The sequence below is a fragment of the Microbulbifer variabilis genome, assembly GCF_052467165.1.
Genome location: NZ_CP174301.1, coordinates 3,568,922 through 3,594,317, shown reverse-complemented (window position 1 = coordinate 3,594,317; position 25,396 = coordinate 3,568,922). Strand labels below are relative to the sequence as shown.

Sequence of the window (25,396 nt, the reverse complement as noted above, 5' to 3'; positions counted from 1 at the left end):
GAAGGGCGAATGTCGCCGCGTGTCCAAGTTTATGTCATTGCGGCATTGCTCGCATTGATCGGAGCGGGTCTTACCGCATACAAACACTTCGAATTAGGTTTTCCACTACTGCCGGGCGAATACCGCACCGTTTGGACCATTGAGGCCAAAGTGGGCTTTGATGCGGAGGGTGGGCCTGTCAAGGCAGCCCTTACACTGCCCCGTGAGCAGCGCAATATGGAAATTCTTGGGGAGACATTCAGCTCTTCAGGTTTTGGCTTTTACATTGCCCGTGAAAACGATGAGTACCGGGCAATCTGGACACGCCGCTCGGCAGAAGGGGCCCAGTCCCTATTTTACCAGTTGGATGTTTATCAGACTCCCGGTGCTGCCCTTGAACAGCCCCTGAATCTCAGTACCGAAGTGCAGAAACCCTTCCTCGGTGCGCGAGAGCAAGAGGCCGTGCGCCTGGCTATCAATTCTTTGGTACAGCAGGCCCGTGAGCGCTCCTCCGATGTGGAATCTTTTACCACCCAGCTGCTGTTTGAGCTGAATGATGACGGCAACCAGGATCGCAACCTGGTCTTTCGTCATTATGCTGATAGCTCCCTGGTAGATGTAGCTCTATTGATGCTGGCTACTGCTGATATTCCCGCGCATCGAATTCGCGGTCTCTATCTTGAAGATGACCGGCGCCGGCTGACACCCGAGGACCTTCTAGAAGTCTACGATGGCAGGCGTTGGATCGTGTTTGAGCCCAACAGTGGCATGCCCGGTGTGCCGGAAAACTTTTTTATTTGGCAGCGTGGCGGCAAGAGCCTGCTGGACCTGGAGGGTGGGCGTAACTCTCAAGTGACTTTTTCGGTGATTGCCAATGATGTACCCGCACGAGATGTTTCCATGCGCAGTACCAGCCAGGATAAAGAGGCCCTGGTTGATTTCTCTATCTACAGCCTGCCCATTGAACAACAGAGTATTTTCAAACTGATTCTGCTGGTACCCGTAGGGGCCTTGGTAGTGGTGCTACTGCGAGTATTTGTAGGGTTGCGCACCTCCGGTACCTTTATGCCGGTGCTGCTGGCGATTGCCTTTATCGAGACCCAGCTGATTACCGGACTCTCCATCTTTGTGCTTATCCTGGTGCTGGGATTATGGGTGCGTTTCTATTTAAGCCGGCTCAACTTGTTATTGGTGTCGAGGATCGCCGCCGTAGTGGTAACGGTGGTGCTCATAATGGGAATGATCAGTGTGGTTAGTTTCAAGCTCGGTATCGAGCAGGCGCTGACAGTCACTTTCTTCCCAATGATTATTCTGGCCTGGACCATCGAGCGTATGTCAATCGTGTGGGAGGAAGACGGCCCCTATGAGGTGATTGTCCAGGCCGGTGGTAGCCTGCTGGTGGCAGTGCTGGCCTGGTGGGTGATGACCAATCGATATGTTGAGCACTGGACATTCAACTTCCCTGAACTGTTATTGGTGCTGTTGGGCTTTATTCTGGTGATAGGTAATTACACCGGTTATCGCCTCAGCGAACTGATGCGCTTTCGGCCTCTGGTCAGGTAGGAGGTTGTTATGCTTCACTTTTCGTTCAAGCATATGATCAATAAGGTACGCGGTGGAGTAGTTTCACCGCTGACCTTGAACGATATCGGTGTGCTCGGTATGAATGCGCGTAATATTAATTACATCGCGCGTTACAACGACCGTAAAAAATATCCCATCGTTGATGACAAACTGAATACCAAGCACGCCGCAAAAAAGGCGGGAATCCCTGTGCCTGAACTGATTGAGGCCTTTGAGACTCCTGCCAGTCGCAAGCGGGTTATGGAAGTGATTGACCCCCTTTGGCAGTTTGTGATTAAGCCGGCACGTGGATCCGGGGGCAAAGGCATCCTGGTGATTGCGGGGCGCAATGGTGATAAATACAAGAAAATTTCCGGCTCGGAAATCGAAGCATTGGATATTTTGCGCCACGTTAATAATATCCACAGCGGCCTATACAGTCTCGGAGGCAAGCCCGACCGGGTAATGGTGGAGTCTCTGGTGGATTTCGATCCGGTCTTCCAAAGCTACTCCTTTGAAGGCGTGCCGGATATCCGTGTGATTGTTTTCCGTGGGTTTCCGGTGATGGCGATGCTGCGTTGCTCCACTCACGACTCCGATGGTAAGGCCAATTTGCACCAGGGGGCTGTTGGAGTTGGCATCGACCTGGCTACCGGAAATAGCTGTCACGCTGTGCAGCGGGGTCTACGGATTAATCGTCACCCGGATACCGAGGTGCATTTCGATCAGTTAAAAGTACCGGGCTGGTATGATCTGGTGCGTTTGGCGGCAAGTTGCTATGAAATGACTGATCTAGGTTACCTGGGTTGCGATATTGTCCTGGACCGCGCGCGGGGCCCGCTTCTCTTGGAAGCTAATGCTCGTCCCGGCCTCGCCATTCAGGTAGCCAATGGCGTCGGTCTGCGACGGCGCCTTAAGTTTATTGAGGAGCTGGATGAGGATATGCTCAATAAAAATGTGGATGAGCGGGTGGCTTTTTCTATGCGCGAATTTGCGGCTGACAAAGGGTTTTAGGGGGAGTCTTGCCACTTGAAAATTTTGATCCCGGCAATGCTAATGCTTGCCGGGATTTGTAGATGAAGCAGGCTGCCCTCTAGGTCGCTGTGAGAGGGCATAAGTGAAATTGATTCATCACCATCTTTAAGCGTTTACTCTGCATTTTTAGGGAATATTCTAATTCCCGGATTTTTGTCTGGATTTCTTTCAGTTCCCACCGGGGTGGGGGCTCTTGCCGCGCTTTATTATTTCGACGGATTTGTAAGTTGCTCCACTTGCTGTTTACGTCGGCAAGATGCTGTTCCTCCTTCGCTAGCCATTTTTGCCAAAACTCTCTGTATCGGGAGTCAGCCAGTCTCTGTCTGGCTTCTTCAAACAAAGTTGTGAGGTGTGCCTTATAGGCCTGAATCGTCGCTGCTTTTTTCAGATTTCGGGTAATACCGACCCAGCTCAGCACCTTGACCATCCACTTGGTTGGGTCGTACTGGTACCAGCGAATACCACTTCGATAGTCAATCTGGAATGTGTGATGGTAGTTGTGATAACCCTCACCAAAAGTAAACAGGTTGAGGAAGGGGTTGTCCCGTGCAGTGATGTCTGTGCGAAATGGGCGCTTTCCCCACATGTGTCCGAGGGAATTAATCATAAATGTGGTGTGATGATTAACGACTACACGCAATACCCCGGCAAGCAAAAACATACCAATAATATCGCCGGTCAAAGCTCCCAGTGCGATAGGTAGGCCGATATTCATTGCCAGGGTAATGGGTACGTAGTGGTTGAACTGCCACATAACGATCTTATCGCGTTTCAGGTCATTCACATTTTTGTAATCCAGGCGACCACTCGGGTAGTCGTGCATCATCCAATCGATATGGGAGAACCAGAAGCCGCGTTTGGCTGAATAGGGGTCTCGGTCATTATCGTCAATGTGGCGATGGTGATGACGGTGGGCGGCACACCAGTTTAGCGTGGTGTTTTGCAGTGCAGCGGCAGTAAATAAGGCAAATAAAAGGCGTAATGACCAGTGTGCCTCATAACTCCGATGCGACCACATACGATGGTTGCCTGCAGCAACCGAAAAACTGCATAGGGCGCCGTACACGGCAAAAACAAGCCACTGATACCAATGGTAGCCATGGATCACACCATAGATAGGCACCGCAGTCAGCGCTAAAAAGCCGGTACTGGAAAAAAGTATTGTGGGAATCCAAAAGCATTTGCGTTTATCTGAGTTAACGGTAGAGGCTGTGCGCATGTTTTGTTCCGGTTCAAACTGCTCCAGGTAGAAATGGTGAAATTGACGCTCAGTTCCATGGAAAAATCTGCCTTGGAACCCCGCTTTATCGCCACCTTGTTAGTCACATTGATTCAAAGATAGTCGTTGAGCAAGTCGGAGGTTGGCGGTTAATTCCCAATCTGCTGGTTGATAGGCTGAGTCATGATTCCCAGTGGCGAGAGATGCCTAGAGGTTGGTATCTCACTTCAGTAAGTGTTATTCGGTAGGATCTGGTGCACTATTCCGGCGCAAAAGAAGAAGCTGAAGTCACTTATTGGTTCACGATTGTCAGGATATTAATTAAGGTGCTGGACTGTCGGCCCCCGAGATATTGGAGTTTCAATAGTTGGCATGGCAATTGCTTTGACTAATTGTGCGGGAAGCATGACCCGCACTTCGGGAAGAATGCACGAGGTTATGGCAAACCGTCTCCTCTGAGTAACTTCCCGTTTTCTCTCATCATCGCTGATTACGGCCCCGCTTTGCGGGGCCTTTTTTATCTGTCACAGCATTTCCGTTTGAAACAATTCTTTAAGTTTGTGACCTCTTGTAGAATTCCCGCAGATGTTATTGCCGGGTGAATAGACGCCCTTTTTACTACTCGGTATAAATGACCCATTTCTACCGCAAGCGAATACCAACAAATTGAGCGCAGTGTGTCCGAGTCACAAGTTTCAGGCCAACCTCCCCTCCTATTCCAGCTGGCTACCTCCGATGAGCTGCACACTTTGGATGCTGCTCGGCTTACCCGACAAGCTGCGAACCTGCAGGGATTATTGCAGGATGTAGATTGCGGGCTGTGGGAGTGGCATTTGAAAACCGGTGCCCAGAGAGCCCAGGGAGATATTTGGCTCCTGTTTGCAGACAGCGCCCGCGGTGCATTGGAATCCCTTTGGACTGGCAGTGAGCTGCGCCAGGTCCATATAGATGAGCGCGATCGTATTTTTGCTTTGCGTGAGCAGATTAACGGTGTTGGTGGCTACTTTGATACTTGTTTCCGCGCTTATGATGTCTCAGGCCAGTTGCGTTGGCTGAGGGTATGGGGCAGGACGATTCACAGCAGTGATTCCAATGGAACAATCGCTATCGGCAGCTGTGCCGATTACAGTGAAGCCCTGTCACAGAGCTATCTTTCAAACCTACCGGCTGAGCGCCCCTTACAGGCTCTCTCTGGTGTTGGCGATGGCTTGTGGGAATGGGATCTGCGTGCAGATGAGATGGTGTTAGACGATGCCTGCTGGAGCATACTCGGTTATGAGGTGAGCCCCATTCGCAGTATTGGGCGTTCGGCTGCGGCACAGTGGAAGGCCAGGGTGTTGTCTGAAGATGTTTCCCGGGTCGAGCAGGCCATGCAGGACCACGTGCGTGAGCGCCTTCCCCTTGATGTTGAATTTCGCCTGTGGCGTTCTGATGGAAGTATTGTCTGGGTGCGCTGCCGGGGTAAGGCCCAGCTCAACAGTCGCGGCCAGCCGGTACGGGTATTAGGTACCCTGCAGGATATCAGTGGTAGCCGCGAGACTTTATCGCGAGTGGAGCGGGAGCTACAGCAGCAGCGCGAAGAGAATGCGCATCGTGCAGATCTGCTTTTTAGTCTGAGTCACGAACTGCGTACCCCACTGAATGCGATACTGGGCTATAGCCAGATGGTGGAACTGGACCAGACCCTCAATTCGGACCAGCGGCAGAGGCTGGGAGAGATTCGTCGCGCCGGCCAGCATTTGTTGCACTTGGTTGGGGATGTGCTCGAACTGGCTCGTATTGATAGCCGGCGCCTCGGTCCGTCAATGGAATCCATTCGCCCTGCGGAGCTTGTAGCCGAGTGCAAGCGTCTACTTGAGCCCCTGGCTGAAACTCGCCGGGTGAGCCTTGTTTTTGAGCCTCTGGGTTGGGAGTCCGCATATATTTGCGCGGATCCGGTGCGCTATAAACAGGTGGTTCTCAATCTCGCCGGCAATGCGGTGAAGTACAACCGGGAAAATGGTCGCGTCATTATCAACTTTGCCCCAGAGGCTGAAGGCTGGTTACGCTTGAGTATCCTCGATACGGGTAAAGGTATCCCACCGGAGCGGCGTACCGAAGTGTTCGAGCCATTTAATAGGCTGGGCGAGGAAAAAGGTCATATTGAGGGCACGGGTGTGGGGCTTGCGATTGCCAAGCGCTTGACCGAGGCCATGGGTGGGCGCATTGATTTTGATAGCCAGGAGGGGCAGGGATCGATTTTTTGGATCGAGTTTCCCATGATTGATGCTCCTGACGCGCTGATGTCTTTTTCTGCCCAGCCGGAGGCGCCGTCACATTTGCCTGAGGGGCGCCTATTGCTTGTGGATAACCGCCCTACAGCTGCGAGCAGGTTGAAAGAAATGTTGAAAGATACCCCGCAGATCCAGTGCCTGGTAGCCACTGATGTTGTGGAGGCGATTTTTATTGCGCGAACTATGCATCCCGAAGTGTTGCTGTTTCACAGTGAACTGCCGGGTATGTCTGCGGCGGACCTGGTGCGTATCCTTGAGGAGGATATTTCCACTCGGTCGACGCGTTTTGTGTTGGTTGGTGAAAATCCTACAGGGGAGAGTCACCCAATGTTGCCGGATCAATTCGATTTTGTGCAGCTTTCGAAAGTGCTGGCGGAGAGCCTTGTGAGTGCAGGCCGATCTACCTGAAATGCACTCAGGTTGTACTGAGGAAAAGTTGTAAATTACCCGGCCATTAGCCGGGTAATTTATATCGCGGGGTTAGCGGATACCACCGAGGTGCTTGCCCACGATTTGTATCAGGGGCTTGAATACTTTGGGGGTGGCGCACACCAGATTGCCGGAATCCAGGTAGTCTTCCCCTCCGCGGAAGTCACTGATCAGGCCGCCTGCCTCTTTTACTAGCAGGGAGCCCGCGGCGATATCCCAGGTGTTCAAGTACATTTCCCAGAAACCGTCAAAGCGACCAGCTGCAACATAGGCCAGGTCCAGGGCTGCGGCGCCTGGGCGGCGGATACCAGCGGTCTGCCCGGCGATTTCTTTCAGGGCGGATAGGTAGGGGTCGATGTTTTCCAGGGCCGGGCCATTAAAGGGCAGGCCAGTACCGATCAGCGCTCCGCGCATGCCCTGGCGCGGGGATACCCTGATGCGGCGTCCGTTCAGAGCAGCACCGCGACCACGACTTGCGGTGAATTCCTCTCGTTTAATCGGATCCAGCACCACGGCATGTTCAATGCGACCGCGATAGCGGCAGGCGATGGAAATCGCAAACTGGGGTACGCCATGGATAAAGTTAGTGGTGCCGTCGAGAGGATCGATAATCCATTCGTAATCGGGTTCCGCACCCTCCAGCAAGCCGCTTTCTTCAGCGCGAATGCTGTGTTTGGGATAAGCCTTGCGAAGGTGATAGATGATCTCCTGCTCGCTGGCTTTGTCCACTTCAGTGACGAAATCGTTGCGCGCTTTCTCCTCGAATTTCATCAGGTCGCCGCGCTCCCAGGCCCGTTCGATCAGTTCTCCGGCCTTGCGCGCCGCGCGCAGGGCAATATTTAGCATGGGTTCCATAACTATTCCGCACTAAGTGGTTGAAGGGGTTAAAAAGCAGACTGCGAGTTGACCGCAGCGGACGCGATTGTAGGGATTCCCATCCATTTTTGCTACACTCGCGCGCCCCCATGACACCGATTTATTACTTCAGTATGGCCAAGTCCCCTTTAGATACGACTCCGCTCAATGCGCTCGACAATGTGCGCGTGGTTTTGGTTAACAGTGCCCACCCCGGTAATATCGGAGGTGCGGCGCGCGCGTTAAAGAATATGGGCTTGAGCCAACTTTACCTGGTGGCTCCGCGTGAATTCCCGGCGGCCAACGCAATTTGGCGCGCGGCGGGGGCGGCGGAGTTGCTGGATAGCGCTGTGGTTGTAGATACCCTGGAGGAAGCGGTAGCGGATTGTGGTCTGGTGGTGGCAACCAGTGCCCGAGAGCGCCGTATACCCTGGCCACTGCTGACCCCGCGCCAATGTGGTGAGCGAGCGGTCGCGGAGGCGCCAAGCCACCCGGTGGCGCTGGTCTTTGGGCGCGAAGACCGTGGGCTTACCAATGAAGAGCTTCAGGCCTGTAACTTCCATGTACATATCCCGGCAAATCCGGAATACAGTTCCCTGAACCTGGCAACTGCTGTGCAGGTACTGGCTTACGAAGTGCGTATGGCCGCCTTGGAGGCCGAAAAGGGGGAGCCGCTGAACTATGCCGACTGGGATCGCCCCCCAGCCAAGGCCAGCGATATGGAACTGTATTTTGATCACCTGCAGGAGTCCCTCGGCGAGCTGGGCTTTATCGACCCTGACAACCCCCGTCAGACTATGACCCGCTTGCGTCGACTATTTAGTCGAGTGCGCCCTGATGATATGGAGCTGGGTATCCTCCGCGGCATGCTGACCTCTATCCAGAATTACATCCATCGCACAGGAGGTAAGGGGCGCCCCGACTAGGTAAATACCCGAGTTGGGCGGGGGGTTATATACTTGACTGTAGTGCTGGGTTATTCCATACTCGCGCCCCGATCGGAAAAGGCTGTACATCAGTTTGGAGCTGATATGCGTTTGACTACTAAAGGCCGCTATGCGGTCACCGCCATGCTGGATCTGGCGTTACACGCAGAGCGTGGGCCGATCAGCCTAGCGGATATTTCCAAGCGCCAGGGTATTTCCCTGTCTTATCTGGAACAGTTGTTTTCCCGCCTGCGCCAATCTGGTTTGGTTTCCAGTGTACGTGGTCCCGGTGGCGGCTATCGCCTGGCCCGTGACGGCGAAGAAATTTATGTGGCACAGATTATCGATGCGGTAAATGAATCTGTGGATGCCACCAGTTGCGGTGGCAATGCCGATTGCGCCAATGGCGAACAGTGCCTGACACACTATCTCTGGTCTGATTTAAGCGACCAGATTCACGGTTTTCTGAGTGGTATCAGCCTGGCCAACCTTGTGGCTCGTGCGGAGGTGCAGGAAGTAGCGCGTCGACAGGATATGCGTGAGACACCGGAAGAGCGCATCGCCGTACTTGGCGGACTATAAGTGCCGGCCCGGTTGGGGCCGGGACGGGGTATTAGAGATTTATTGAGCGGAAACGGTATGACTATGAAGCTTCCCATCTATCTGGATTATTCAGCTACCTGTCCGGTGGACCCGCGCGTCGCCGCAAAAATGGCGGAACAGCTGACGATGGAAGGCAATTTCGGAAACCCGGCCTCCCGTTCCCACCTGTTCGGCTGGAAAGCGGAAGAGGCAGTGGAAAATGCCCGTCGACAAGTGGCGGAGCTGATTAATGCGGATCCGCGTGAAATTGTCTGGACAAGCGGTGCCACCGAGTCCGACAACCTGGCTATCAAGGGTGCGGCCCATTTCTATCAGGGCCGTGGAAAGCACATTATCACCTCAAAGATCGAGCACAAGGCGGTGCTGGATACCTGCCGCCAGCTAGAGCGTGAGGGCTTTGAGGTCACCTATCTGAACCCGCGTGAGGATGGCATCGTTTATCCCGAGCAGGTGGAGGAAGCACTGCGTGAGGACACCATTTTGGTGAGCTTAATGCACGTCAATAACGAGATTGGTGTAATCAACGATGTTGCCGCGATTGGCGAACTGTGCCGTGCCCGCAAAGTAATTTTCCATGTGGATGCGGCGCAGAGTGCCGGCAAGTTGCCGATTGACCTGCAGGAAATGAAGGTCGATTTGATGTCCTTCTCCGCACATAAGATTTACGGCCCCAAAGGGATCGGCGCCCTGTATGTTCGCCGCAAGCCACGGGTGCGCCTGGAAGCACAAATTCATGGTGGTGGGCACGAGCGCGGTATGCGTTCCGGCACCCTGCCCACTCACCAGATTGTGGGTATGGGTGAAGCTTTCCGCATTGCCAAAGAGGAAATGGCGCAAGAAGGAGAGCGACTGCTGGCCCTGCGCAATCGCTTCTGGAATCAAATCAAGGATATGGAAGAGGTTCATATCAACGGATCTGCGGAACAACGTGTGCCCGGCAACCTGAATGTCAGCTTTGCGTTTGTAGAGGGCGAGAGCTTGATTATGTCCCTGCGCAACCTGGCGATCTCTTCCGGCTCAGCCTGTACATCCGCCAGCCTTGAACCGAGCTATGTGCTGCGTGCCCTGGGTGTGAACGATGAACTGGCACACAGCTCACTGCGTTTCAGCTTCGGCCGTTTTACCAGCGAGCAGGATGTAGATACTGCTGCTACTGAAGTGCGCAAAGCGGTTGAGAAGCTGCGCGAACTGTCGCCTCTTTGGGATATGTACAAAGACGGCGTAGACCTGAACAAGATTGAATGGGCCGCTCACTAAGCGCGCGCAAGAGTTAGGAGAACAGTCATGGCCTATAGCGATAAAGTAATTGACCATTATGAACATCCCCGCAATGTCGGGCGAATGGATGACAAGGCGGACAACGTCGGAACTGGAATGGTTGGGGCACCTGCCTGCGGTGATGTGATGCGCCTGCAAATCCAGGTAAGTGAAGAAGGGGTCATTGAAGACGCCAAGTTCAAGACCTATGGCTGTGGTTCTGCTATTGCCTCCAGCTCCCTGCTCACCGAGTGGGTAAAAGGGAAGACCATTGATGAGGCAGAGCAGATCAAGAATACCGCTATCGCTGAAGAGTTGGCCTTGCCCCCGGTAAAAATTCACTGCTCGGTACTGGCGGAAGATGCGATCAAGGCTGCGGTGCGCGATATTCGTGAAAAACGCGGTGAATCTGCCAATGCTGGTGAAGCAAAAGAGTCCGCCGCAGGTTAATTCTACTGGGCTATGTGCCCTACAGCAGTGAAGGTATTGTTTTGGCTATTACCATGACCGAGGCCGCCAAGACTCACATCAAGAGTCAGCTGGCCAAGCGCGGCACAGGTATCGGTATCCGGGTAGGAGTTAAGACCGCCGGGTGCTCAGGCTTGGCCTATGTACTGGAATTTGTCGACTCGACAGAAGCCGAAGATGTGGTGTTCGAGCAGGACGATGTAAAGCTGATCGTCGACCCCAAAAGTTTGGTTTACCTCGATGGAACCCAACTGGACTTTGTCAAAGAGGGGCTAAACGAAGGCTTTACCTTCTCCAACCCTAACGTGAAAAATGAGTGTGGCTGCGGAGAGAGTTTCCACGTTTAATCGGAACTCGCCGCAGCGAGGCCGGGTGCACTGTGCATGCCGGCCTTTTTATTGGTCCGGTAGCGACTGCCGGGCGGGGGCGCCGCCGCCCAGTTTTTAAGGCCCAGTGCCGGTAGGTGAACTGAGATGGCAACCAACCTGACCCATTTCGAAATATTCGGGCTTGAGCCCACCTTTGAACTCGATCGCAACGCCCTGGCAGCGCGCTATCGGGAATTGCAGAGGGAATTCCACCCGGATAAATACGCTTCCAAATCTGAGCGTGAGCAGCTGCTGGCTATCCAGATGGCGGCACAGATTAATGAAGCCCACACCGTTCTGCGCGACCCGGTGCAGCGCGCCGCATATCTACTTAAGTTGGCCGGCGTGGAAGTACCGCCGGAGCAGACTACCGCCGATACGGAATTCCTGATGCAGCAGATGTTGCTGCGTGAACGCCTCGAAGAGGTACGGGAGCAACCCGATCCAGCCTCCGCCCTTGAAGAGCTTGCCGTTGAAGTGCAAGGCCTATTCCGCAATGAGCAAAAGCAATTTGCTGAGGTTTTTGATGCTGGCAAGTTGGTTGAGGCCGAGGGCTCCCTGCGCAAACAACAGTTCCTGGTGAAGCTGCAGTTGCAGATTGAAGAACTGGAAGCCGATCTGTTCGGTGATTACTGAGCGACAATTGATAATAACTTGGGATATGGCACTGATTGTGCCGTGGCAACGCCACCCTGACGATAGAAGAGATTAGCAATGGCATTACTGCAAATTTCCGAACCGGGACAGAGCCCCGATCCTCACCAGCGCAAGTACGCTGTGGGGATTGATCTGGGGACCACCAACTCGCTGGTGGCGACTGTGCGTAGTGGTTCAGCAGAGGCCATCGCCGACGAGCAGGGCAGAGTGATACTGCCCTCGGCGGTACACTACGGCAGCGAGACTATCACCGTGGGTGCCAAGGCCCGAGCACGGGCCGCGCAGGACCCATACAACACCATGATCTCCATCAAGCGCTTGATGGGGCGTGGGGTGGCAGATGTCAAAAGTCTTGGTGAGCAGTTGCCTTACCACTTCGCTGACAGCGATGGGGGTATGCCTTCCATCGAAACTGCTGCCGGCCCGGTAAACCCGGTACAGGTATCTGCGGAGATTCTAAAAAAGTTGGCTCAGCGCGGCCGCGAGGCTCTATGCGGCAAGGATGGCGGTGAGCTGGATGGTGCGGTGATTACCGTGCCGGCATACTTTGATGATGCCCAGCGTCAGGCCACCAAAGATGCGGCCAAGCTGGCAGGTTTGAAAGTGTTGCGTCTACTCAATGAACCTACGGCGGCGGCTGTGGCATACGGCCTGGACAGGGGCGAGGAAGGGGTTATAGCAGTCTATGACCTCGGTGGTGGTACCTTCGATATTTCCATTTTACGCCTGTCCCGTGGTGTTTTCGAAGTGATGTCGACTGGTGGTGATACCGCACTCGGTGGTGATGACTTTGATCGTACCATCGCTGCCTGGATAGCTGAACAGGCAGGTCTGGGTACGGACCTGGATGCCGCTACCCAGCGCCAGCTCCTCGATAGTGCCTGTGCGGCGAAAGAAGCCTTGGCCAATGCCGAACAGGCGGAGGTGAGCCAGGGAGATTGGCAGGGTGTATTCGACCGGGCAACTATGGCCTCACTGCTGGATCCCTTGATTGATAAAACCTTACGCGCTTGCAAGCGCGCTCTGCGCGATGCTGCCATCGACGTTGAGGAGGTGCAGGAGGTAGTGCTTGTAGGTGGCTCTACCCGTACCCTGCGGGTGCGTGAGCGGGTCGAGAATTATTTCGGCCGAGCGCCTCATGCAGAAATAGACCCGGACCAAGTTGTTGCTATTGGTGCGGCCTTGCAGGCGGATATGCTTGTGGGCAACAAATCTGATGATGAGCTGTTATTGCTGGATGTGATTCCCCTATCGCTTGGAATCGAGACCATGGGTGGCCTCACTGAAAAATTGATCGCGCGCAATACGACGATTCCGGTGTCTAAGGCTCAAGAGTTCACCACTTTTAAGGATGGTCAGACAGCGATGGCTATCCATGTAGTGCAGGGAGAGCGGGAGCTGGTGAGCGATTGCCGCTCACTTGCGCGCTTTGAGCTGCGCGGTATCCCGCCGATGGTGGCAGGTGCGGCTCATATCCGTGTGACTTACCAGGTGGATGCGGATGGCTTGCTGTCAGTTAGTGCCGTGGAGAAGAGCAGTGGTGTCAGTGCAGATATCACAGTCAAGCCTTCTTACGGGCTTGAGGACAAGGATATCGCCCGTATGTTGCAGGATTCCTATACCCATGCTGCAGAAGATATTGCCCTGCGCGCACTGCGTGAGGCACAGGTAGAGGCAGAGCGTACCTTGGAAAGCCTGCTGGTTGCACTGCGTGAAAATGGTGCTCAGTTGCTGCAGGAAAATGAATTAAACGAGCTGGAACTTGCTATGGAGGCGTTGCGTCTGGCCCATAACGGTGGCGATGCAGAAGAGATTCGTCGTCGTATGGAAGCTCTGAATAAGCTGTCGGAACCCTTCGCTGCCCGGCGAATGGATGTGTCGATTAAGCGAGCGATGCAGGGCCACAGCCTGGATGAATTCGATAAATAAGCGGCTGGGGCACAGCCCCGTCGGATTGAGACCATAGAGAGTCAGTACCCATGCCGAAGATTGTATTTTTACCCCATGCCGAAATTTGCCCTGAGGGTAAGGTCGTGGAAGCGGAGAGTGGTGTCAGCGTAATAGATGCAGCGCTGGCCAACGATATTGAAATTGAGCATGCCTGTGAGAAGGCCTGTGCCTGTACCACCTGTCATGTCATCGTACGCGAGGGTTTTTATTCCCTTGAGGAGCCTGATGAGCTGGAAGAGGATCTGCTGGACAAGGCCTGGGGGCTGGAGCCCGAATCTCGTCTTTCCTGTCAGGCCATCGTTGAGGATGAAGACCTGGTAGTCGAGATTCCCAAGTACACAATAAACCAGGTTTCGGAAAAGCACTGATCGGTGCGGGTATTGGGGGAGCCAAATAATGAAGTGGACTGACATTCACGATATCGCCATTGAACTTTGCGACACTCACGAAGAGGTGGACCCACTTACCGTTAACTTCGTCGATCTGCGTAACTGGGTAATGGCATTACCGGGGTTTGATGATGACCCTGATCGCTGTGGCGAGAAGATCCTGGAGGCGATCCAGGCCGCTTGGATTGAAGAGCGAGAGTAGTTGAGTGGAGTTAACCGAGTATTGGTAATGGAGTACAAAAGTCGATCAATACCCCGTATAATCCGCCGGCCGCGAAATGCGGTGATCAAAATTTGAGTACCCCCGGCCCGGTGGGTACGGAAGGAATATCAGGAAAGAGCAACTGTGCAGGTTGCTCTTTCTGTATGTAAGTTCAGTAACGAAAAATCACATTGGAGATAACCATGGCCCTGGAGCGTACCCTTTCCATCATCAAGCCGGACGCAGTAGCCAAAAACGTAATCGGTGAAATCGAGAGCCGTTTTGAGAAAGCTGGCCTGAGCATTGTTGCCATGAAGATGGTGCACCTGTCCCGCGAAAAAGCTGAAGGTTTCTACGCTGAGCACAAAGAGCGTCCTTTTTTCAAAGACCTGGTTGATTTCATGACTTCCGGCCCGGTTGTTGTACAGGTTCTCGAAGGCGAGAACGCTATCCTGGCAAACCGTGAGCTGATGGGCGCTACCAATCCGAAAGAAGCTGCTGCTGGCACCATCCGCGCTGATTTCGCTGACAGCATTGACGCCAACGCAGTACACGGCTCTGACTCCGCAGAGTCCGCTGCCCGCGAAGTAAGCTACTTCTTCGCTGACGACGAAATCTGTCCGCGCGCTTAATTTGTGTGCTGAAATCGCACTGGTCCGTCTGGGCCGGTGCAGTTCTTCCCCGAGGTGAAATGAATGACCGCTGAGAAAACCAACCTGCTCGGCCTTTCTGTTGAAAAGCTGGCCGCCTTCTTTGAATCATTGGGCGAGAAGCGTTTCCGCGCTATCCAGGTTTTAAAGTGGATTCACCAAAACGGGGTGAGTGACTTTGCTGAAATGACCAATGTCAGCAAGGCACTGCGCCAGAAACTGGCAGAAGTTGCTGAGATTCGCGCTCCGGAAGTATTGGAGCAGTGGGATTCTGCCGATGGTACGCGCAAATGGCTCATTAAAGTTTTTGGTGATAATGCCATCGAAACCGTTTATATCCCCGATGGGGATCGCGGTACTTTATGCGTATCCTCCCAAGTGGGCTGCTCCTTGGATTGCAGTTTTTGTGCAACCGGAAAACAGGGCTTCAATCGGGACTTAACTGCTGCTGAAATCATTGGGCAGGTGTGGATTGCCTGTAAGTCTTTCGGCCAGCTACAGCCGAAAGGTCCACGCAAGGTAACCAATGTAGTGATGATGGGAATGGGTGAACCCCTGCTCAACTTCGACAATGTAGTCGATGCAATGAACCTGATGATGGAAGACAACGCCTATGGCATCTCCAAGCGCCGCGTAACCTTGTCTACTTCAGGTGTAGTACCCGCATTGGATCGCCTTGCGGATGTTACTGATGTAAGCCTGGCGATATCCCTGCATGCGCCCAACGATGAACTGCGCAATGAGCTAGTACCGATCAATAAAAAATATCCGATTGCGATGCTGTTGGATTCTGCTAAGCGCTATATCGACCGCATGCCAGACACCCATCGTAAGATGACCATCGAATATACGCTGATGCGCGAGGTTAATGATCGCCCTGAGCATGCTGAGCAACTGGCGGAACTACTGCGCGATGTGCCAGTAAAAATTAATTTAATCCCTTTTAATCCGTTTGAGCTTTCCGATTATCAGCGGGTGAGTAATAACGCTTTGCGACGCTTTCAACAGATTTTACTCGACAAAGGTTATACCGTAACCGTCAGAACCACTCGCGGTGATGATATTGATGCAGCTTGTGGTCAATTGGCAGGAAGTGTGAATGACCGGACCCGCCGCTCTGAACGCTATCGCAACGCTGAGCGCCCTGTCCGTATTGTAGGCTGAGTACCAATTTAACCTGAGTGTCTTGAGCTGGCGATTAGCTGGGATGCCAGGTGGTCCTAAAACATCTTCTTCCGATCTGGGTGGCTTAGAGCTGCAGTTTTGGTAGAAGATAGTTTTTAAATCTTTTATTCCTCTCTAAGTGGTAATTCCTCGCACGCCTTGCCTTCGATTTGGTGGTGCCTTTTTTTACTCCGAAGTCAACCAACCCGCAGGGTAACGCGTTAACAGTCCAGAACTTTTTAAAAAGTAGATGGAAGGGACTGTTAAATTATATGAACGTTCAGAAACTGGATCTAATGCTATTTTCCAGAGCCTTATTACGGCTTTTTTTTCTAACACTCGTTTTGATAATGCTTGGTTGTGGCTCGGGGTCGTCCGGTGGTGAGGATCGCTCGGTTCCGGATATTGTAGGGGGTGATACTGATCCCGATCCCGATCCCGATCCCGATCCCGATCCCGATCCCGATCCCGATCCCGATCCTGCAGAGGGAAGCTCACCTGCAGAATTGATTGGTCATGCTTACTCTGGAACCAGTATCGGCCTTGTCTGGGAGCGGGATGGTGAAACCTATTTCATCTATCGTAATGGAAAAAAAATAGCGGAAGCCAGCAATAACTTTTTTATCGACCAGAGCTTATCGGTAGATACTGAGTACGCGTACTCTGTCAATACCGTTGATGCGGCCAGCGAGCTGGAAGCCTCCCAGATCATCGTTAAAACATTAGTCAATGATACGAACGAGGGGCTGAATAACGGCACAGAAGATGATGTTTTAAATGAGCGTATATCCGCTTTTGAGGAATGTAAAAATGCTTCCAGTGCGGTGGACTTGCTCGAAGAAGACCTGGATAACTGTTTGGCAGCTATGCTCAAACTCAACCGTATGGCCCCTCTTGTCGAAGACATACGCGCTTTTGCCGCACGTGTTCGCAGTGAGCAGGAGCCTGCTATGGTGGAGCTGGGAATGCGCCTGTTCCACAACAAATCCTTAAGTGCAAATCAAGATGCCTCCTGTTCGTCCTGCCATCATCCCGCGATTGGCTGCGGTGGGGATGACCTCTCAATGCCGGTGGGTATTAATGCTATAGATACCGCCCTGCTGGGGCCGGGGCGCTCAGATGGTGTTAACGAAGTACCTATAGTGCCAAGGAACTCTCAGGCTATTTGTAATGCCTCACTGTGGTCTCGGGGCCTGTTCTGGGACAATCGGGTTTCTTTAAGCCCTGATGGTGTCCTCAGAACAGACTCGAGAGATGTTACGAATAATACCGTCAATGCTGTAGGACCTGGCTCGTTGGCACTGCTTATAGCACAGGCGCATTTTCCGGTAACTGCTCCGCCTGAGATGGGGGATATCACCGACTTTGGATATGATGATTCTGTTGATGAGAATTTTACTTCCTATCGCGAGGATATATTAGCAGCCAGCCTGGATACTGCAGCTTGGGGGGCCTTGTTTACTTCCGCTTTTGGTGATCCCGAGATTAATTTCAGCCGTATTGCTCAGGCAATTGCGGCTTATGAAGCCGTACAGATATTTATCGATAATCCGTTTTTTGAATATGTCGAGGGGAATCTGGAGGTGCTCAACGCTGAAGAGAAGCGCGGTGCAATCACTTTTATGTCAAGAGATGCCGGTTGTACTTTCTGCCATAAAGGGGCTTTCTTTACCTCTGAGGCACTGATGGCTGCCAATTATCCTCAAATAGGCATAGGCACGGATGCAAGCGGAAGTGGTGCGGATTTGGGGGGAGAGGGGTCTTTGGGGCTTGGAGCCTTCCGTGCGCCTACTCTGCTAAATGTAACTATCACGGGCCCCTGGGGGCATAGCGGGCAATTTGGCACTCTGAGAAGAAATGTCGAACACTACAGCGACCAAGGAGCTTCCATCCTTAGATATTTTGAAAATAACGAGATGTGTGATCTTGACCAATTTAAAAATCTGCAGGATTGTCCGAGCAAGGTGGCTCCCAATGGTTTGGCTCACTCCCAAGATATTCTCGATGGGAACGATGGAGGAGGCATCAACCGTTTGACCGAAGACGAAATTGACTTTGTTGTGACATTCCTGGGTACGCTTACTGATCCGAATGCAGCGGATATCAGTTCCAATGCGATTCAGTTCCTGATACCTCCCAGAGATGGTGGCCCAGACGGTAAGCAGCTGGATGCAAAAGACCAGAGCGGAGAAATCTTATAAGTTTCAGTTAGATTTTTCCCGGACTGCATGAAATATTAAAAATAATATGGCGAGTATAGAGGGTATGGTTCCTACAGCTCTCTATGCTCGGCAATCATAGCAATCCTAGTATTGTAGAAGCAGCATGCTCTTGCGAATGGCAATTGTAAAAAATACCTACATTGACTGGTACTGCCATTGTGTCGGGCTCGGGTTAAAAATAACAGATAATTCTTGCCCCCGAAGATCACCTTAACCGCACTGACAGTTTGCGACTCCCTCAACAGAAATTGTCGGGTAAAGGCGCTAAATTGTTTACTCCTATGGCTGAAGCGACTGGTAGTTAAATAGCCAGGCTCTGTGGCCAGTTGGTCATCAAAGTAGAATCAGTTTTTTGTTAGCAACAATTGCCACCAAGGCAGTAGATATTGTTTTGGGTTTATTCAAACGGCCAAGGCAAGAGATAATTCAGATCTTTATCCTTTGAAATTAAAAAGGACTTTTGTTGAGTTTCAGCAAACCCTGGGGATGTTAGCTTTTGGTGCCGCAAGGGGCACTAGTTCGCTTATTGCCTGTCCAGAGCTTCTCAAATGAGGTTTTAGTGGCGGGGTCGGTCAGATTTTATGAAAGTTCATAGTAAAAATTCGAATGTATCGATCATGGTATTGCTGCGGCTGTTGATCCTGCCACTGTTTGTGTTGGTAGCGGGTTGCAGCTCGGGCTCTTCCGGTGGGGATGACAATCCGTCCTCTGATCCAGTTGCAGATGGCAGTGGCGGAGATATAGGCACTGGTGGAGATGTAGGTGGTGATGGCGGCTCGGACACCAGTACAGGCGGTGATAATGATACTGGGGGTAGCTCCCAACAGGGAGGTGCTCCCGCAAAGTTAATTGCTAATGCTTTTTCCGGTACCAGTATCGGACTCTCGTGGGAGCGTGATGGGACAACCTATTCCATCTATCGTAACGGTGAAAAAATTGCTGAAACGAGTAATCACTACTTTGTCGACCAGGGGCTTTCGATAAATACAGAGCACACCTACACAGTGACTGCTGGAGACGTCGATAATGATAGTGACATCGCCCGGGTCAGTGCAAAAACCTTGCTGAACAATACCAATAGCGGGCTCAGCAGCGGCGCGGATATTGAGGTGGACAATGATCGCATTTCTAATTTTGCAGAGTGTAACAATGCACGCAGTGCATTGGATCTGCTTGATGCAGATTTGGATTCCTGCCTTCAGGCCATGCTTGAGCTGAATGGTATGGCCTCTCACTTGGAGGATATACGGGCATTCGCCGCCCGAGTCCGCAGTGAGCAGAGCCCCGCAAAGGTGGAGTTGGGTATGCGCTTATTCCACAACAAAAGCCTCAGTGCCAATAACGACACCTCCTGCTCGTCCTGCCACCAACCGGTTATGGGTTGTGGAGGCGATAACCTTTCTATGCCTATTGGAGTAAGCGCGCTCGATCCGGCTCTAGTGGGGCCGGGGCGGTCAGATGGTTTTAATGAAGTGCCTGTTGTGGCGAGAAATGCCCAACCGATCTGTAATGCCGCACTTTGGACTCGAGGGCTTTTCTGGGATAACCGTGTGGCAATTACAGATCGGGGGCTGAGAACAGACTCCCGCGATGTCAGTAATAATACCGAAGCGGCAGTGGGTATTGGTACCCTGGCTCTAATGATGGCCCAGGCACATTTTCCCGTTACCGATGCTGCAGAAATGGGGGACATTACCCAATTCGGCTACGATAATACTATTGAAGGTGGATTTACCGCCTATCGCGAAGAGATACTTGCGGCAAATCTGGAGAGTGCCAGTTGGAGCTCGTTATTCAGCGCTGCTTTCGGTGATCCTGAGATTAATTTCAGCCGTGTTGCTGAGGCTATAGCTGCTTATGAGGCAGTACAATTATTTATCGATAACCCCTTCTTTGATTATGTGGATGGTAATCCGGATGCTTTGGACAGCGATGAGAAGCGCGGGGCTATTACCTTTATGGCGGGTAATTCGGGCTGCACTAACTGTCATGGCGGCGCCTTCTTTACTACCCAGGGGCTTAGGGCTGTAAATTATCCACAAATAGGCGTTGGTAAGGATGCTAGCGGTAGTGGTGCCGATCTGGGTGGTAATGGTGCGGGTAGTTTTCGTATTCCAACACTACTCAATGTCGCCATCACTGGCCCTTGGGGACACAATGGCCAGTTCGCCACGTTAAGGAGAAATATCGAGCACTATCGCGATCGATCAGTCTCCATTACCCGATATTTTGCCAACAGCGAAATGTGTGATTTGGAGCAATTTGTGGGGCTGCAGGACTGTGCCAATAAAGTGGCTCCCAATGGCCTGGCTCATACCCAGGATATTCTCAGTGCGAACGGCGGGGGCGGTGCCAACAATCTCAGTGATACAGAGATCGACCTGGTGGTGAAATTCCTTGGAACACTCACTGATCCGGATGCTGCCAATACCAACTCTAATGCGATTCAGGCTCTGATGCCCCCTCGGGATGGTGGCCCAGATGGCCGGCAGCTAGAGGCGAAAGACCGCGAGGGCAACGCGCTATAAATGGGAGCCAGGAGAATACTATTCCGCAGAATATTGTTAGCTCTGTGATATCCGCACTTTTTCTCTCCTGTAAGCCCGCGACAAGTCGGGCTTGGTAACTGTTAATTGAAATTCATTGGGGTTATGGAGCTGCAACGGGCTGTACTTTACGGCAGTATAGGGCCCGGGAAGCACAGGTTAGGGGCTACGACCGGCTGATGGGACGGCAAATAGTGACTGGGTTTGTGTTGAAAAATTAATCAGCCCTGGGCGTAAAGCGAATTTCGGTTGACGGATGTAGCGTGTCTTACGCCGCCTAGCTGGGGTTGACTGCGCCCAAGGTGCTTCCGCTAGATGGACAGATAAAAAATAAATTTACAGGTGATGTTGTGTCTGCAAAATCTTTTGGCCTGCCGTTTTTGGGGCTGTTATTTACTGCTCTGTTGGGGGGCTGTGTAACGACCGGGTTGCCTGAGCGCCAGGAAGTGAACCTGGATAAGGCCCTGGAAACTCACGTGCAGTTGGGGCTGCGCTATCTGCAAAGCGGTGATAACCGTGAGCTGGCCAGGCGTCATTTCAATAAGGCTCTGGAATTAGGCAGGAAAAACCCACTAGCCCACCATGGCCTGGCTTTGTTATATCAGGCAGATGGCGAGCTGAAGGTGGCTGAATCCCACTTCAAGAAAGCCCTGCGTTATGGCGATAACTTTTCGATGGCGCGCACCAATTTCGGGGTTTTTCTCTATAAGCAGGAGCGCTACAAAGAGGCGCTGGAGCAGTTTCGCCACGCTTCAAAAGACCTGACCTATAACCGTCGCTTCTTCGCCCTGGTTAATTATGGCCGCACTGCCAGCCGACTGGGTATGCTGGAGGAGGCTGAACAAGCCTACACTCGCGCTTTGGCCCTGAATGCAAATCTACCTGTGGCCCAGCTTGAGCTGGCTGAGTTGAAGTTTGAGGCTGGCGATTATGCCGTGGCCAAGCAGTACCTGGATAAATACAGCGAAAATAACCGCCAGACACCGCGGTCCCTGTGGCTGGGTATCCGCATCGAAAAGGTGTTTGGGAATCGTGACAAGGAGCTCAGTTACGCGCTTGCCTTGAAGAATTTGTACCCGTACTCTGCGGAAACACTGAAATATCAGGAGTTGAGTGGTAATGACGGATAGTAGTTCCGCGCACCGCGATAGCGGTGAAGCCGTACCCCCGACACAAACGTCCCCAGTTTCTCCAGGTAGCATCCTGCGTGCAGCGCGTGAGGATGCTGGCCTGTCCCGTGAAGATTTATCCCGGCGCTTGTGTATTATCGATAACACGGTGGAATGGCTGGAAGATGATATTTTCGAGCGTCAGCCCGAGATAGTTTATGCACGTGGCTATATCCGCAATATCTGTAGGGAGCTGGGTGTTCCTTCAGAGCCAGTACTCACCGCCTATGATTCCGCACGACCTCAGCCGCAACCACGCAGTGAAGGCCGCCGTATAGAGGTGAAGGCCGATGCCCTGCGTCCTGCCCGTCGAAAGGGACATGGAGTGTTGGCAATATTGCCTCTGCTTGCTGCCGGGGGCGTCTTTTGGTGGCTCTATGGCGGTCCGGTAAATATTCCCTCTGTACCAATGCCAGTGGCACTGACGGATGAAGTTTCCCAGGCTCCTGAGGAGATACCAGGGCAAAGTACGGCAATTCTAAAGCAGGAAAACAGTGCAATAGAGCAGGGTGATTCTACTTTTGTATTACAGGAAAGCCCTGTTGACCTCAATAGCGAGCAGATTGCCGTTGAGGCCCCCACTGTTGCTCTCGCGGCTCAGTCACAGGCGACTTCTGCTGAGCCCTTATCGGAGCTTCCCGCCGAAGTGGCGCAACTGGATCAGCAACTGCAAGGTGCCTTACGGCTCAGTTTTGATGAGGACTCCTGGATTGAGGTGAAAGATGCAGGTGGTGCAGTACTCTTAGCCGGAGTGCAGGAAGCGGGCACTTCCAAAGAGCTGGATGGGCGCGCACCTTTTGAGTTGATGCTGGGAAATGCCCGCGCGACCAAAGTGGTTTATCGCGAGCAAACGATAAATAGCGACCCTATTGGAAACCGCCGCACTCGACGCCTGATCGTTGGTGATTGAAGTGATCCCCTTAGTTTGGGCGCGAATACTGTAGGTTTGCGCCCAATCTCTCTATAATCTCCCCTCGATTTTTTAGCAGCAATACTGCCAGGTCAGCCCTATGCAATTTGAATCTCCCATTGTTCGCCGCAAGTCGCGCCAGATCATGGTAGGAGACGTACCGGTCGGAGGTGATGCCCCGATATCGGTGCAAAGCATGACCAATACTGAAACCTGTGATGTAGCCGCTACAGTGGGGCAGATCCAACGTTTGCAGAAGGCCGGTGCCGATATTGTGCGGGTATCCGTGCCTAGTATGGAGGCCGCTGAGGCCTTTGGGGAAATTAAAAAGCAGACCGATGTACCGCTGGTTGCGGACATTCATTTTGATTACCGCATCGCCCTGCGCGTGGCCGACTTGGGGGTGGACTGCCTGCGCATTAATCCCGGCAATATCGGTCGAGAGAAGCGTATCCGCGCCGTGGTTGATAAAGCCCGCGATCTGAATATACCGATTCGTATCGGAGTAAATGCGGGCTCTCTGGAAAAAGATCTGCAGAAAAAATACGGTGAGCCAACGCCTGATGCACTGGTGGAGTCCGCCCTACGCCATGTGGATATCCTTGATGGTCTGGACTTCCAGGACTTCAAGGTGAGTGTAAAAGCCTCGGATATCTTTATGGCAACAGCTGCCTATCGCAAACTGGCCGAGCAAATTGAGCAGCCCTTGCACCTGGGGATCACTGAAGCCGGTGGTCTGCGTGCGGGCACGGTGAAATCTGCGATTGGCCTCGGTGCCCTGTTACTCGATGGTATCGGCGATACGCTGCGTGTGTCCCTGGCGGCGGACCCTGTTGAAGAGGTCAAAGTGGGCTGGGACCTGCTCAAAAGCCTGCGCTTGCGCAGTAAGGGTATTAACTTCATTGCTTGTCCCAGTTGTTCGCGCCAGAATTTCGACGTGGTGAAAACCATGAACGAACTGGAGACACGCCTGGAAGATATCACTACACCGCTGGATGTGGCTGTGATCGGTTGTATCGTCAATGGTCCTGGAGAGGCGAAGGAGGCGGATATCGGCCTTACCGGCGGCACTCCCAGCCATGCTATTTATGTAGACGGTCAGCCGGATCGCAAATTTAAGAATGAGAACCTGGTGGATGACCTGGAACGCCTGATTCGTGACAAGGCTGCAGCCAAGGCTGAGCGCGAAGCGGATATCATCGCCAAGGCGTAGCGGGCTCCAGCCTGCAAGCACCATCCGAATAGTTGAGTTAAATATTAAGGAACAGCGTTGAAACAACTTCGCGCAATTCGAGGCATGAACGACCTGCTGCCGGAACAGTCCCCGGTTTGGCAGTATGTGGAAGCCACTCTCAGTGAACTTTTTACCCGCTATGGCTATAACGAGATTCGTACGCCCACGCTGGAGGCGACCCAGTTATTCAGCCGCGCGGTGGGTGAAGCCACCGATATTGTCGAAAAGGAGATGTACACCTTTGAAGACAAGAGCGGTGACAGCGTTACTTTGCGCCCTGAAGGTACCGCCGGTACTGTGCGCGCAGCGATTCAGAATAACCTACTGATCCAACCCCAGCGCCTGTGGTACTTTGGTCCCATGTTCCGCTATGAGCGCCCACAGAGGGGCCGCCTGCGCCAGTTTCACCAATTTGGTGTGGAGGTGTTCGGTATCGAAGGCCCGGATATCGATGCGGAAATGCTTATTATGACTGCGCGCCTGTGGCGCCAGCTGGGTATCAGTGAGCATGTGACCCTGCAACTCAATTCCCTCGGTAATTCAGACAGTCGTGCGGCCTATCGCGATGCATTGGTGGCCTATCTCAGCGAGCATCGCGAGCAGCTGGATGAAGATAGCCAGCGCCGCCTCGAGCGCAACCCGCTGCGTATTCTCGATAGTAAAAATACGCAAACTCAGGAACTGCTCGCCGACGCCCCCTGTCTACTGGACTTCCTTGATGAGGAATCTACCGCCCACTTCACCCAGCTGCGCGCGCTACTGGATGCCGCAGGTGTGAAGTATGAAATCAACTCTAAACTGGTACGCGGTCTCGACTATTACGGTAAAACCGTATTTGAATGGGTGACTGATAGCCTCGGTGCCCAGGGCACAGTCTGTGCCGGTGGTCGCTATGATGGTCTAGTAGAGCAGATGGGGGGGAAAGCCACTCCAGCGGTTGGTTTCGGCCTTGGGGCTGAGCGCTTGGTGCTGATGCTGGAAACCCTCGAAGTTCTGCCGGATAGCCTGGCGCAACAGGTGGATGCCTACCTGGTGGCGGTGGGTGATGTACAATCAGCCGCCTTAGCTGCTGCAGAGCAGCTACGGGACGAGCTGCCCTGGTTGCGCCTGCAGGCGCACTGCGGTGGCGGAAGCTTTAAGAGCCAAATGAAGAAAGCCGATAAAAGCGGTGCCGATTATGCACTGATTATTGGCGAGGATGAGGCCGCAAATGGTCAGATAACAGTGAAATACCTCCGTTCTGAGCAGCAACAACAGACCCTCCAGCTGAATGAGCTGGCCGCACTGTTACAGGGCTGATCAAAATACTCCGGGGGGCGGAGGCCCCC

The 25,396-nt window shown here is 52.9% G+C and carries 22 protein-coding genes; 20 read left to right on the top strand and 2 right to left on the bottom strand.

Annotation, left to right across the window (positions count from 1 at the left end):
- Positions 1–9: 9 nt before the first annotated feature.
- Positions 10–1,542: an inactive transglutaminase family protein gene (locus ACJJIP_RS16000; RefSeq protein ID WP_020412154.1), complete on the top strand. Its 1,533-nt coding sequence runs from the start codon at positions 10–12 to the stop codon at positions 1,540–1,542.
- Positions 1,543–1,551: 9 nt separating this feature from the next.
- On the top strand, positions 1,552–2,556 hold the full coding sequence (locus tag ACJJIP_RS15995; RefSeq protein ID WP_020412155.1) for an alpha-L-glutamate ligase-like protein: 1,005 nt from the start codon (positions 1,552–1,554) through the stop codon (positions 2,554–2,556).
- Positions 2,557–2,635: 79 nt separating this feature from the next.
- On the opposite strand, the gene ACJJIP_RS15990 is transcribed toward ACJJIP_RS15995, so the two are convergent.
- On the bottom strand, positions 2,636–3,796 hold the full coding sequence (locus ACJJIP_RS15990; protein ID WP_020412156.1) for an acyl-CoA desaturase: 1,161 nt from the start codon (positions 3,794–3,796) through the stop codon (positions 2,636–2,638).
- Positions 3,797–4,473: 677 nt separating this feature from the next.
- Between ACJJIP_RS15990 and ACJJIP_RS15985 the strand changes: the two genes are divergently transcribed.
- Complete coding sequence (locus ACJJIP_RS15985; protein ID WP_444945560.1) at positions 4,474–6,477, top strand: hybrid sensor histidine kinase/response regulator; 2,004 nt, start codon at positions 4,474–4,476, stop codon at positions 6,475–6,477.
- Between the two features lie 72 nt (positions 6,478–6,549).
- Here ACJJIP_RS15985 and ACJJIP_RS15980 read toward each other — a convergent pair whose 3' ends face one another.
- Positions 6,550–7,353 carry an inositol monophosphatase family protein gene (locus ACJJIP_RS15980; RefSeq protein ID WP_020412158.1) on the bottom strand — a complete coding sequence of 268 codons (804 nt, stop codon included), beginning with the start codon at positions 7,351–7,353 and terminating at the stop codon, positions 6,550–6,552.
- A 134-nt stretch (positions 7,354–7,487) separates the two neighbouring features.
- On the opposite strand from ACJJIP_RS15980, the gene trmJ reads away from it, so the two are divergent.
- The 17 genes from trmJ (at position 7,488) to hisS (ending at position 25,367) form a co-directional block, all read left to right on the top strand.
- Positions 7,488–8,279, top strand: a complete 792-nt coding sequence (trmJ, locus tag ACJJIP_RS15975) for a tRNA (cytosine(32)/uridine(32)-2'-O)-methyltransferase TrmJ (RefSeq protein WP_051089477.1) — start codon at positions 7,488–7,490, stop codon at positions 8,277–8,279.
- 105 nt (positions 8,280–8,384) lie between these two features.
- A complete protein-coding gene (gene iscR / locus ACJJIP_RS15970) occupies positions 8,385–8,861 on the top strand; it encodes a Fe-S cluster assembly transcriptional regulator IscR (protein WP_026304944.1) in 477 nt (158 codons plus the stop codon).
- 63 nt (positions 8,862–8,924) lie between these two features.
- The gene (locus ACJJIP_RS15965) at positions 8,925–10,139 is read left to right on the top strand and encodes an IscS subfamily cysteine desulfurase (protein ID WP_026304945.1); all 1,215 of its coding nucleotides are present in this window, start codon (positions 8,925–8,927) and stop codon (positions 10,137–10,139) included.
- A gap of 27 nt (positions 10,140–10,166) precedes the next feature.
- Complete coding sequence (gene iscU, locus ACJJIP_RS15960) at positions 10,167–10,589, top strand: Fe-S cluster assembly scaffold IscU (RefSeq protein WP_020412162.1); 423 nt, start codon at positions 10,167–10,169, stop codon at positions 10,587–10,589.
- Between the two features lie 14 nt (positions 10,590–10,603).
- On the top strand, positions 10,604–10,954 hold the full coding sequence (gene iscA / locus ACJJIP_RS15955; protein WP_020412163.1) for an iron-sulfur cluster assembly protein IscA: 351 nt from the start codon (positions 10,604–10,606) through the stop codon (positions 10,952–10,954).
- A gap of 126 nt (positions 10,955–11,080) precedes the next feature.
- Entirely contained in the window at positions 11,081–11,611 is a 531-nt protein-coding gene (gene hscB, locus ACJJIP_RS15950) for a Fe-S protein assembly co-chaperone HscB (protein ID WP_020412164.1), read from the top strand.
- Positions 11,612–11,689: 78 nt separating this feature from the next.
- Positions 11,690–13,561, top strand: coding sequence for a Fe-S protein assembly chaperone HscA (hscA, locus tag ACJJIP_RS15945; RefSeq protein WP_444945559.1), 1,872 nt, complete (start codon positions 11,690–11,692; stop codon positions 13,559–13,561).
- 50 nt (positions 13,562–13,611) lie between these two features.
- Positions 13,612–13,950, top strand: a complete 339-nt coding sequence (fdx, locus tag ACJJIP_RS15940; RefSeq protein ID WP_020412166.1) for an ISC system 2Fe-2S type ferredoxin — start codon at positions 13,612–13,614, stop codon at positions 13,948–13,950.
- A gap of 28 nt (positions 13,951–13,978) precedes the next feature.
- Positions 13,979–14,173 carry a Fe-S cluster assembly protein IscX gene (gene iscX / locus ACJJIP_RS15935; RefSeq protein WP_020412167.1) on the top strand — a complete coding sequence of 65 codons (195 nt, stop codon included), beginning with the start codon at positions 13,979–13,981 and terminating at the stop codon, positions 14,171–14,173.
- Between the two features lie 203 nt (positions 14,174–14,376).
- A complete protein-coding gene (gene ndk / locus ACJJIP_RS15930; protein WP_282951468.1) occupies positions 14,377–14,805 on the top strand; it encodes a nucleoside-diphosphate kinase in 429 nt (142 codons plus the stop codon).
- Between the two features lie 63 nt (positions 14,806–14,868).
- Positions 14,869–15,987: a dual-specificity RNA methyltransferase RlmN gene (gene rlmN, locus ACJJIP_RS15925; RefSeq protein ID WP_444945558.1), complete on the top strand. Its 1,119-nt coding sequence runs from the start codon at positions 14,869–14,871 to the stop codon at positions 15,985–15,987.
- A gap of 272 nt (positions 15,988–16,259) precedes the next feature.
- A complete protein-coding gene (locus ACJJIP_RS15920; protein WP_444945557.1) occupies positions 16,260–18,188 on the top strand; it encodes a cytochrome-c peroxidase in 1,929 nt (642 codons plus the stop codon).
- A gap of 602 nt (positions 18,189–18,790) precedes the next feature.
- Positions 18,791–20,737 (top strand): cytochrome-c peroxidase, encoded by a 1,947-nt coding sequence (locus ACJJIP_RS15915; RefSeq protein ID WP_444945556.1) that lies wholly within the window; start codon positions 18,791–18,793, stop codon positions 20,735–20,737.
- Positions 20,738–21,105: 368 nt separating this feature from the next.
- The gene (pilW, locus tag ACJJIP_RS15910) at positions 21,106–21,885 is read left to right on the top strand and encodes a type IV pilus biogenesis/stability protein PilW (protein WP_040628362.1); all 780 of its coding nucleotides are present in this window, start codon (positions 21,106–21,108) and stop codon (positions 21,883–21,885) included.
- A complete protein-coding gene (locus ACJJIP_RS15905; RefSeq protein WP_444945555.1) occupies positions 21,875–22,834 on the top strand; it encodes a RodZ domain-containing protein in 960 nt (319 codons plus the stop codon). Before pilW ends, ACJJIP_RS15905 begins: the two co-directional genes overlap by 11 nt.
- A 100-nt stretch (positions 22,835–22,934) precedes the next feature.
- Entirely contained in the window at positions 22,935–24,047 is a 1,113-nt protein-coding gene (ispG, locus tag ACJJIP_RS15900) for a flavodoxin-dependent (E)-4-hydroxy-3-methylbut-2-enyl-diphosphate synthase (RefSeq protein WP_282951461.1), read from the top strand.
- Positions 24,048–24,104: 57 nt separating this feature from the next.
- A complete protein-coding gene (gene hisS / locus ACJJIP_RS15895; RefSeq protein WP_353376882.1) occupies positions 24,105–25,367 on the top strand; it encodes a histidine--tRNA ligase in 1,263 nt (420 codons plus the stop codon).
- Positions 25,368–25,396: the final 29 nt, after the last annotated feature.

Excerpts from the sequence above, each read along its gene's own strand:
- ACJJIP_RS15915 (WP_444945556.1), top strand. The coding sequence starts at position 18,791 with ATGAAAGTTCATAGTAAAAATTCGAATGTATCGATCATGGTATTGCTG.
- ispG (WP_282951461.1), top strand. The coding sequence starts at position 22,935 with ATGCAATTTGAATCTCCCATTGTTCGCCGCAAGTCGCGCCAGATCATG.
- ACJJIP_RS15965 (WP_026304945.1), top strand. The coding sequence starts at position 8,925 with ATGAAGCTTCCCATCTATCTGGATTATTCAGCTACCTGTCCGGTGGAC.
- ACJJIP_RS15905 (WP_444945555.1), top strand. The coding sequence starts at position 21,875 with ATGACGGATAGTAGTTCCGCGCACCGCGATAGCGGTGAAGCCGTACCC.
- rlmN (WP_444945558.1), top strand. The coding sequence starts at position 14,869 with ATGACCGCTGAGAAAACCAACCTGCTCGGCCTTTCTGTTGAAAAGCTG.
- ndk (WP_282951468.1), top strand. The coding sequence starts at position 14,377 with ATGGCCCTGGAGCGTACCCTTTCCATCATCAAGCCGGACGCAGTAGCC.
- ACJJIP_RS16000 (WP_020412154.1), top strand. The coding sequence starts at position 10 with ATGTCGCCGCGTGTCCAAGTTTATGTCATTGCGGCATTGCTCGCATTG.
- iscR (WP_026304944.1), top strand. The coding sequence starts at position 8,385 with ATGCGTTTGACTACTAAAGGCCGCTATGCGGTCACCGCCATGCTGGAT.
- iscU (WP_020412162.1), top strand. The coding sequence starts at position 10,167 with ATGGCCTATAGCGATAAAGTAATTGACCATTATGAACATCCCCGCAAT.
- hscB (WP_020412164.1), top strand. The coding sequence starts at position 11,081 with ATGGCAACCAACCTGACCCATTTCGAAATATTCGGGCTTGAGCCCACC.
- ACJJIP_RS15920 (WP_444945557.1), top strand. The coding sequence starts at position 16,260 with ATGAACGTTCAGAAACTGGATCTAATGCTATTTTCCAGAGCCTTATTA.
- hscA (WP_444945559.1), top strand. The coding sequence starts at position 11,690 with ATGGCATTACTGCAAATTTCCGAACCGGGACAGAGCCCCGATCCTCAC.
- fdx (WP_020412166.1), top strand. The coding sequence starts at position 13,612 with ATGCCGAAGATTGTATTTTTACCCCATGCCGAAATTTGCCCTGAGGGT.
- iscX (WP_020412167.1), top strand. The coding sequence starts at position 13,979 with ATGAAGTGGACTGACATTCACGATATCGCCATTGAACTTTGCGACACT.
- ACJJIP_RS15990 (WP_020412156.1), bottom strand. The coding sequence starts at position 3,796 with ATGCGCACAGCCTCTACCGTTAACTCAGATAAACGCAAATGCTTTTGG.
- ACJJIP_RS15995 (WP_020412155.1), top strand. The coding sequence starts at position 1,552 with ATGCTTCACTTTTCGTTCAAGCATATGATCAATAAGGTACGCGGTGGA.
- trmJ (WP_051089477.1), top strand. The coding sequence starts at position 7,488 with ATGGCCAAGTCCCCTTTAGATACGACTCCGCTCAATGCGCTCGACAAT.
- ACJJIP_RS15980 (WP_020412158.1), bottom strand. The coding sequence starts at position 7,353 with ATGGAACCCATGCTAAATATTGCCCTGCGCGCGGCGCGCAAGGCCGGA.